Below are 7,262 nucleotides of genomic sequence, written 5' to 3' on the forward strand. Positions count from 1 at the left end.
CGCCGTCGCGCTCGACGCTCCCGCCACGGCCGACGCCCTGGCCGCCTGTCCCGACGGGCCGCCGCCCACCGGGCCGGCTCTCGCGGACCCCGCCTACCTCATCCACACCTCCGGCTCCACGGGCCGCCCCAAGGGCGTCCTCGTCGGCCACGCCGCGCTCGCCAACCTCTGCGCCGGGCACGGCACGGACCACATCGCCCCGGCCGTCGCCCGGACCGGCCGGGAACGCCTGCGGGTCGCGCACAGCGCCTCCTTCGCCTTCGACGCGTCCTGGGACCCGCTGCTGTGGATGGTCCACGGGCACGAGCTGCACCTGCTGGACGACGCCGCCTACCGGGATCCCGCGGCGCTCACCGCGTACGTCGGCGCGCACCTGGTCGACTATCTCGACGTCACCCCCTCCTACGCCGAAGCGCTCGTCGCCGAAGGCCTGCTGGACGAGGGCCGCCACCATCCGGCCCATCTGGTGGTCGGCGGGGAGACCGTCCCCCCGCCCCTGTGGGAGCGGCTGACCGAGGCCAAAGCCGTGCACCCGGTCAACCTCTACGGGCCGACCGAGACGACGGTCGACGCCTACTACTGGGTGCCCGGCGCCGCGGCCGCCCGGCCCGACGGCCGCCCCGTGCGCGGCTCACGCGTCTACGTCCTGGACTCCTCCCTGCGTCCGGTGCCCCCCGGTGTGACGGGTGAGCTGTACATCGCGGGGGCCTGCCTGGCCCTCGGCTACCTGGGCCGCCCCGATCTGACGGCCGAGCGGTTCGTCGCGGATCCGTTCGGCGCGCCGAACGGTGCCTCCGGCGGCCGGATGTACCGCACCGGAGACCTGGTGCGCCGCCGCGCGGACCACACGCTGGAGTTCCTCGGGCGCGGCGACGACCAGGTGAAGATCCGCGGCTTCCGGATCGAACTCGGCGAGATACAGGCCCGGCTGGCCGCGCATCCGCGGGTCGCGGCGGCCGCGGTCATCGCCCGCGACACCGGTCATGGCAAGCGGCTGCTGGCCTACGCGGTCCCCGTGAAGGACCGTCCCGCCGTCCCCGCCCGGTCGCGGAGCTGCGATCCGGCCTCCCCGGAAACCGCGCCGCCCACCCCCGCCGAGCTCCGCGACCATCTGGCCGGGGCCCTGCCCGCGCACATGGTCCCCGCGACCGTGACGCTCCTGGACGCGCTGCCCCGTACCGCCAACGACAAGCTCGACCATCGCGCGCTGCCCGATCCCGAACCGCTCCCGCTCACCGCGGGCGGCCCGGACGCCGGCGGCGGGCCGCACGCCGAGATCGTGCGTGGGCTCTTCGCCGACGTGCTCGGTATCGCCGAACCTCCGGCCGCCGACGCGGGCTTCCTCGACCTCGGCGGGCATTCGCTGCTCGCCGCCCGGCTGGCCGCCCGCCTCCGGGAGCACTTCGGCGTGCCGATGGGCATCGCCGACGTCTTCCGCCACACCACGCCCGCCGCCCTGGCGGCACTGGTCCGCACCCGCGGCGGCGCGGCCACCGCGTCCGTCCCGCTCTCCCCCGTACCGCGCACCGGTCCCCTCCCTCTTTCCCCGGCCCAGCAGCGGTTGTGGTTCCTCCACCGCCTCGAAGGCCCCAGCCCCACCTACAACATCCCGCTCGTCCTGAACGTCCACGGCCCGCTCGACCGCGGAGCGCTCCAGCTCGCCCTGCACGACCTGGCGGAGCGTCACGAGACACTACGGACGGTATACCCGCCCACGGACATCGCCTCCGGCGACGCCCTCGACGGAACCACCGACGGCGAGAGCGCCGGTGCCTCGATCGACGCCCCGCACCAGCGGATCCTCGCCGCCGACGACCCCGCCGCCCGCCCGGTGCTGCACCTGGCGGAGCCGGGCAGCGATCTCGCCGAGGCCGTGCGCCACTGCTTCGACCTCGCCTCCGAACCCCCGCTGCGCACGGTCCTGTTCAGCGATTCGCCCGACCACCACACCCTGCTCCTCCTGCTGCACCACATCGCGGGCGACGGGGCCTCCACCACTCCCCTGACCCAGGACCTGGCCACCGCCTACACCGCCCGCGCCGAGGGCCGCGCACCGGACTTCGCCCCCCTGAGCGGCCAGTACGTGGACCACACGGCCCGGCTCCAGCGGCTGCTGGGGACCCCCTCCGAGCCGACCCCGCTCGCCGAGGCCCAGCTCGCGCACTGGCGCGACGCGCTCGCCGGGCTGCCGGACCAGCTGGAGCTGCCCACCGACCGGCCCCGGCCGCCCGTGGCCACCTCGGCGGGCGACACCGTGCCCTTCGCCCTGGACGCCACCGCGCACGAGGCGCTGCGCCGGCTCGCACGGGCGCACGGGGCGACCGTGTTCATGACCGTGCAGGCCGGGCTCGCGGCCCTGCTGACGCGGCACGGCTGCGGCACCGACATCCCCATCGGCACGCCCGTCGCGGGCCGCGACGACGAGGCGACGGCCGGACTCGTCGGCTTCTTCACCAACACCGTCGTCCTGCGCACCGACACCTCCGGCGACCCCGCCTTCGGCGAGCTGCTGGACCGGGTGCGGGCGGCCACGCTCGCCGCGTACGAGCACGACGCGCTGCCCTTCGACCACCTCGTCGAGGCGCTGAACCCGCCGCGTTCGCTGGCCCGGCATCCGCTGTTCCAGACCATGCTGGCCTGGCAGTCGCTCGCGGACGGGCCCGTCCCGCTCGGCCCGGACACCACCGCCCGGCTGACCGCCGTGCCGTCCGGCACCGCGAAGTTCGACCTGACCCTGAACGCGGGCGAACTGCCCGGCGGCGGGATCGGGGGCTTCCTGGAGTTCCGCACCGACCTCTTCGACCGGTCGACCGCCCAGGCCCTCGCGGACCGGCTGTCCCGGCTGCTCACCGCGGCGGCCGAGCGGCCCGGGACCCCACTCGGCCTGCTGCCGGTCCTCGGCGAGGACGAGGTCCACCGTGCCGTGGTCGGGGCCAACGGCGTCAACCACGACCGGCCGGTGCCGCTCACGCTCGCCGAGGTCTACGAGATGGCGGCGCGCCGGCACCCGGACCGACCGGCGGTGAGCTGCGAGGGCGCGTCGCTGACGTACGCCGAACTGTCCTCCCGGGCCCGGTCGCTCGCCCGTCTGCTGGCGGCCCGGGGGATCGGTCCCGGTTCGATCGTGGCGCTCGCGCTGCCCCGCTCCCCGGACCTGGTGGCCGGGCTGCTCGCGGTGTCGCTGGCGGGGGCCGCGTATCTGCCGATGGACCCCGACTACCCGGCCGACCGGCTCGCGTACATGCTGGACGACGCCCGTCCGGCGGCGCTGATCACGGACGCCGCGACGGCCGGGCGGCTGCCCGCGCACGACCTGCCGCTGATCACCGCGGACGAGGCGGCGGGACTCCCGGACTGGCCCCTCGGCCAGGCGGACCGCACCCGGCCGCTGAGCCCGGGGGACCCGGCGTACGTCATCTACACCTCGGGGTCCACCGGCCGCCCGAAGGGAGTCGTGGTCACCCAGCACAATGTGACCCGGCTGCTCACCGCGACCGAGCACTGGTTCTCGTTCGGACCGGACGACGTGTGGACCCTGTTCCACTCCTACGCGTTCGACTTCTCCGTGTGGGAGCTGTGGGGCGCGCTGCTGTACGGCGGCCGGGTCGTCGTCGTCCCGTACGCGACCAGCCGTGACCCGCACGCGTTCCTCCGGCTGCTGGCGGACGAGCGGGTGAGCGTCCTCAACCAGACGCCGTCCGCCTTCTACCAGCTGGCCGCCGCCGACCGGGAGGCTCCGGGGCACGAACTGGCCTTGCGGTACGTGATTTTCGGCGGCGAGGCGCTGGAGCTGGGGCGACTCGCGGACTGGTACACGCGCCACCAGCAGAACGCGCCGACGCTGGTCAACATGTACGGCATCACCGAGACCACGGTCCATGTCTCCCACCTGGCGCTGGACCGGGCGACGGCCGCCTCCGCGGTCTCCAGCACCATCGGCGTGAACATCCCCGACCTGCGCGTCTACGTGCTGGACGACCGGCTTCAGCCGGTGCCGCCCGGGGTGACCGGCGAGATGTACGTCGCGGGCGAGGGGGTGGCGCTCGGCTATCTGGGCCGCCCGGACCTGACGGCGGGGCGCTTCGTCGCCGACCCGTTCGCGCGGCTCTTCGGGGAGAGCGGGCGGCGGATGTACCGCTCGGGCGACCTCGCCCGGCGGCGCCCGGACGGCACGCTGGAGTATTTCGGCCGGGGCGACCAGCAGGTGAAGGTCCGCGGGTTCCGGATCGAACCCGGTGAGATCGAGGCGGTGCTGGCCGCGCATCCGGAGGTCGCCGATGTGGCGGTCGTGGTCCGCGAGGACACGCCCGGCGACAAGCGGCTGGTCGGCTACGTCGTCCCCGCGCCCGGCGCCGACCCGGCCCCGGCGGCGCTGCGCGAGCACGCCGCCGCCACGCTGCCGGTGCACATGGTGCCCTCGGCCGTGGTGGTGCTGGAGCGGCTGCCGCTGACCGGCAACGGCAAGCTGGACCGCACGGCGCTGCCCGCGCCGGGGGCCGCGGTGAGCGCCGGTGGGCGCGCGCCGCGCACGGTCCGCGAGGAGCAGCTCTGCTCGGTCTTCGCGGAGGTGCTGGGGCTGCCGTCCGCCGGGGTGGAGGACAACTTCTTCGACCTGGGCGGTCATTCGCTGCTCGCGGTGCGCCTCGCGGGGCGGATCAGGTCGGCGTTCGGCATCGAGGTGTCGATCGGCACGGTGTTCCAGGCCCCGACGCCCGCCGCGCTGGACGCGGCGCTGGACGTCTCGCGCGAGGAGGACCCGCTCGACGTCCTGCTGCCGCTGCGGCCCGCCCGGCCCGGCGACCGCGCCCCGGTCCACTGTGTGCACCCGGCGGGCGGTCTGAGCTGGTGCTACGCCGGCCTGATCCGCCATCTGCCGGCCGGTGTGCCGATCTACGGTCTCCAGGCGCAGGGCGTCGGCGGGGCGACGGCGGGCGAGCCGCTGCCGACCACGCTGGAGGAGCTGGCCGCGCACTACGCCTCCCGGATCCGCGAGGTCCAGCCCGAGGGCCCGTACCGGCTGCTCGGCTGGTCGACCGGCGGCATCATCGCGCACGCGATCGCGGCGGTCCTCCAGGAGGCGGGGCAGGAGGTGGAGTTGCTGGCGATCCTGGACGCGTACCCCGCCGAGGGCTTCCGGGGCCTGCCGGTGCCCGACCGCGCCGAAGCCCTCGAATCGCTGCTCACCATGGGCGGTTACGGCCCCGAGAGCCTCGGCGACAAGGAGCTGACCACGGCGAACGTGGTGGATGTGCTGCGCCGCGAGGGATCCCCGCTGGCGACGCTCTCCGCCGCGAGGATCGAGGCGCTCGGCGAGGTGTACCTCAACACCAACGACCTCGTACGGGCTTATGACCACCGGGTGTTCCGGGGCGATGTGCTCTTCTTCCGGGCCACGGTGGACACCATCGACGACACCCTGACGCCGGAGACCTGGGCCCCGTATGTGAGCGGGCGCATCGACAACACGAACGTCGCCTGCTCGCACAAGGACATGACCCTCCCCGAGCCGATCGCGCACATCGCGCGCGTGGTCGCCGACCGACTGACCGAGCTGGAGAAGTGACACCGATGAGCGACGCATCCGCCAACCCCTTCGACGCCGACGGGGAGTTCCTCGTCCTGACCAACACGGAGGGCCAGCACTCGCTGTGGCCGCTGTTCGCGGTGGTGCCGGAGGGCTGGTCGACGGCTCACGGCCCGTGCGCCCGCCAGGACGCGCTGGACTGGATCACCGCGCACTGGGCCGGTCCCGTCCCCGTCTCCGCGCGGTGAGCGGGCTGCTGATCCGGCCCCGGATACGTCCCCGGGTCGCGGTCGTCCTCGTCTACACGGCCGCGATGTGCATGAACGGCCTGGACTCGACGATCGTGAATCCGGCGCTCTACACGATCGCGGGCGACTTCGGGCGTCCGCTGTCGGCGGCGAACACCGTGGAGACGGCTTTCCTGGTCGCGCTCGCGGTGGGGCTGCCGGTGGCGGGATGGCTGGGCGACCGGTTCGGGACGAAGCGGGTGTTCCTCGGTGCGCTGACCGCGTTCACGATCGCTTCGGCCGTCTGTGGTCTGGCCCCCGATCTGACGACGCTGGTGGTGGCGCGGGCCGTACAGGGCCTGGCGGGCGGGTTGTTGACGCCGGTCGGGATGACGCTGCTGTTCCGGGCGTTCCCGCCGCACGAGCGGATGAAGCTGGCGAAGGTCCTGATCGTGCCGACGGCTCTGATGCCGGCGCTCGGTCCGCCGCTGGGCGGCCTGCTCACCGAACACCTCTCCTGGCACTGGCTGTTCTTCGTGAACGTGCCGATCGGGGCGGCCGCCGTGCTGCTGGGCGCCTTCGGTCTGCGCGAGCATGTGGAGGGCCCGGAGGGGGCGTTCGACACGGTGGGCTTCTGGCTGGCCACCCCGGCCCTGGGGCTGCTGACGTACGCGCTCGGCTTCGGCCCCTCGCAGGGCTGGACCCGGCCGGCCGTCGCCGTGAGCGCGATCCTGGGGTCCGCCCTGCTGGTGGCCGCCGTCCTGCACCAGGTGCGTGCGGGCACACCGTTGCTGAGACTGCGGCTGCTCGCCGACCGGGTGTACGGATCGGCCTCGGCGCTGGCCGGGGTGACGGCCGCCGGGTTGATGGGCGTGCTGTTCGTCTTCCCGCTCCTCTACCAGGCGAGCCTGGGGGCGTCGGCGCTGGACGCCGGGCTGAGCGTGTTCCCGGAGGCGGTCGGGCTGATGCTCGCCTCGCAGGTGGTGGACCGGCTGCTGCCGCGGCTCGGTCCGCGGCTGCTGACCGTGCCGGCGTTGCTGGTCGCCGCCGCGGTCTTCGCGACGCTCGCCGTGCCCGGAGTGGCGGAGAACGCGTGGAGCGTGCGCGGGCTGATGTTCCTGATCGGCCTGGTGCTCGGTACGGCGGTGCTGACCGTGCAGATCTCCGGGTTCGAGTCGATCGCGCCGTCCGACATGGGGCAGGCGATGGGCCTGTTCCAGATCGTCCGCACCCTGGGCGGCGCGGTGGGCATCGCCGCCTGTGCGGCGGTGATCGGCGGCGGTCACGTTACGGAGGCCGGGGATCCGGGCCCGTACCGTACGGCGGTCTGGGTGACGGCGGCGCTCGTCGCGGCCGGGGCGCTGATCGCGCTGCGGCTGCCGCGCGAGGCCCCGCAGCCGCCGCCGTTCGACGACGACGAGAACGCGGACGGGCCGCCCGGCGCCGACGAGGGCCTGGCGGCGGACGTGGCACCGGCCGTCAAGGGCTGAGAGCGCGGGGAAGGGGCGGGG

Annotated in this window: 3 protein-coding genes; all 3 read left to right on the top strand. The window is 74.5% G+C overall.

From position 1 onward, the window contains the following. Positions 1-5,563, top strand: a 5,563-nt coding sequence (locus CR470_RS34305; RefSeq protein ID WP_179892469.1) for an amino acid adenylation domain-containing protein, incomplete at its 5' end; no start/stop codon positions are given. Positions 5,564-5,568: 5 nt separating this feature from the next. Continuing rightward, positions 5,569-5,772: an MbtH family protein gene (locus CR470_RS34310; RefSeq protein WP_097871337.1), complete on the top strand. Its 204-nt coding sequence runs from the start codon at positions 5,569-5,571 to the stop codon at positions 5,770-5,772. Next, the gene (locus tag CR470_RS34315; protein WP_097871338.1) at positions 5,769-7,241 is read left to right on the top strand and encodes a DHA2 family efflux MFS transporter permease subunit; all 1,473 of its coding nucleotides are present in this window, start codon (positions 5,769-5,771) and stop codon (positions 7,239-7,241) included. Before CR470_RS34310 ends, CR470_RS34315 begins: the two co-directional genes overlap by 4 nt. The last annotated feature ends 21 nt before the right edge of the window (positions 7,242-7,262 follow it).

The organism is Streptomyces sp. rh34 (assembly GCF_002551245.1).
GTDB lineage: Bacteria > Actinomycetota > Actinomycetes > Streptomycetales > Streptomycetaceae > Streptomyces.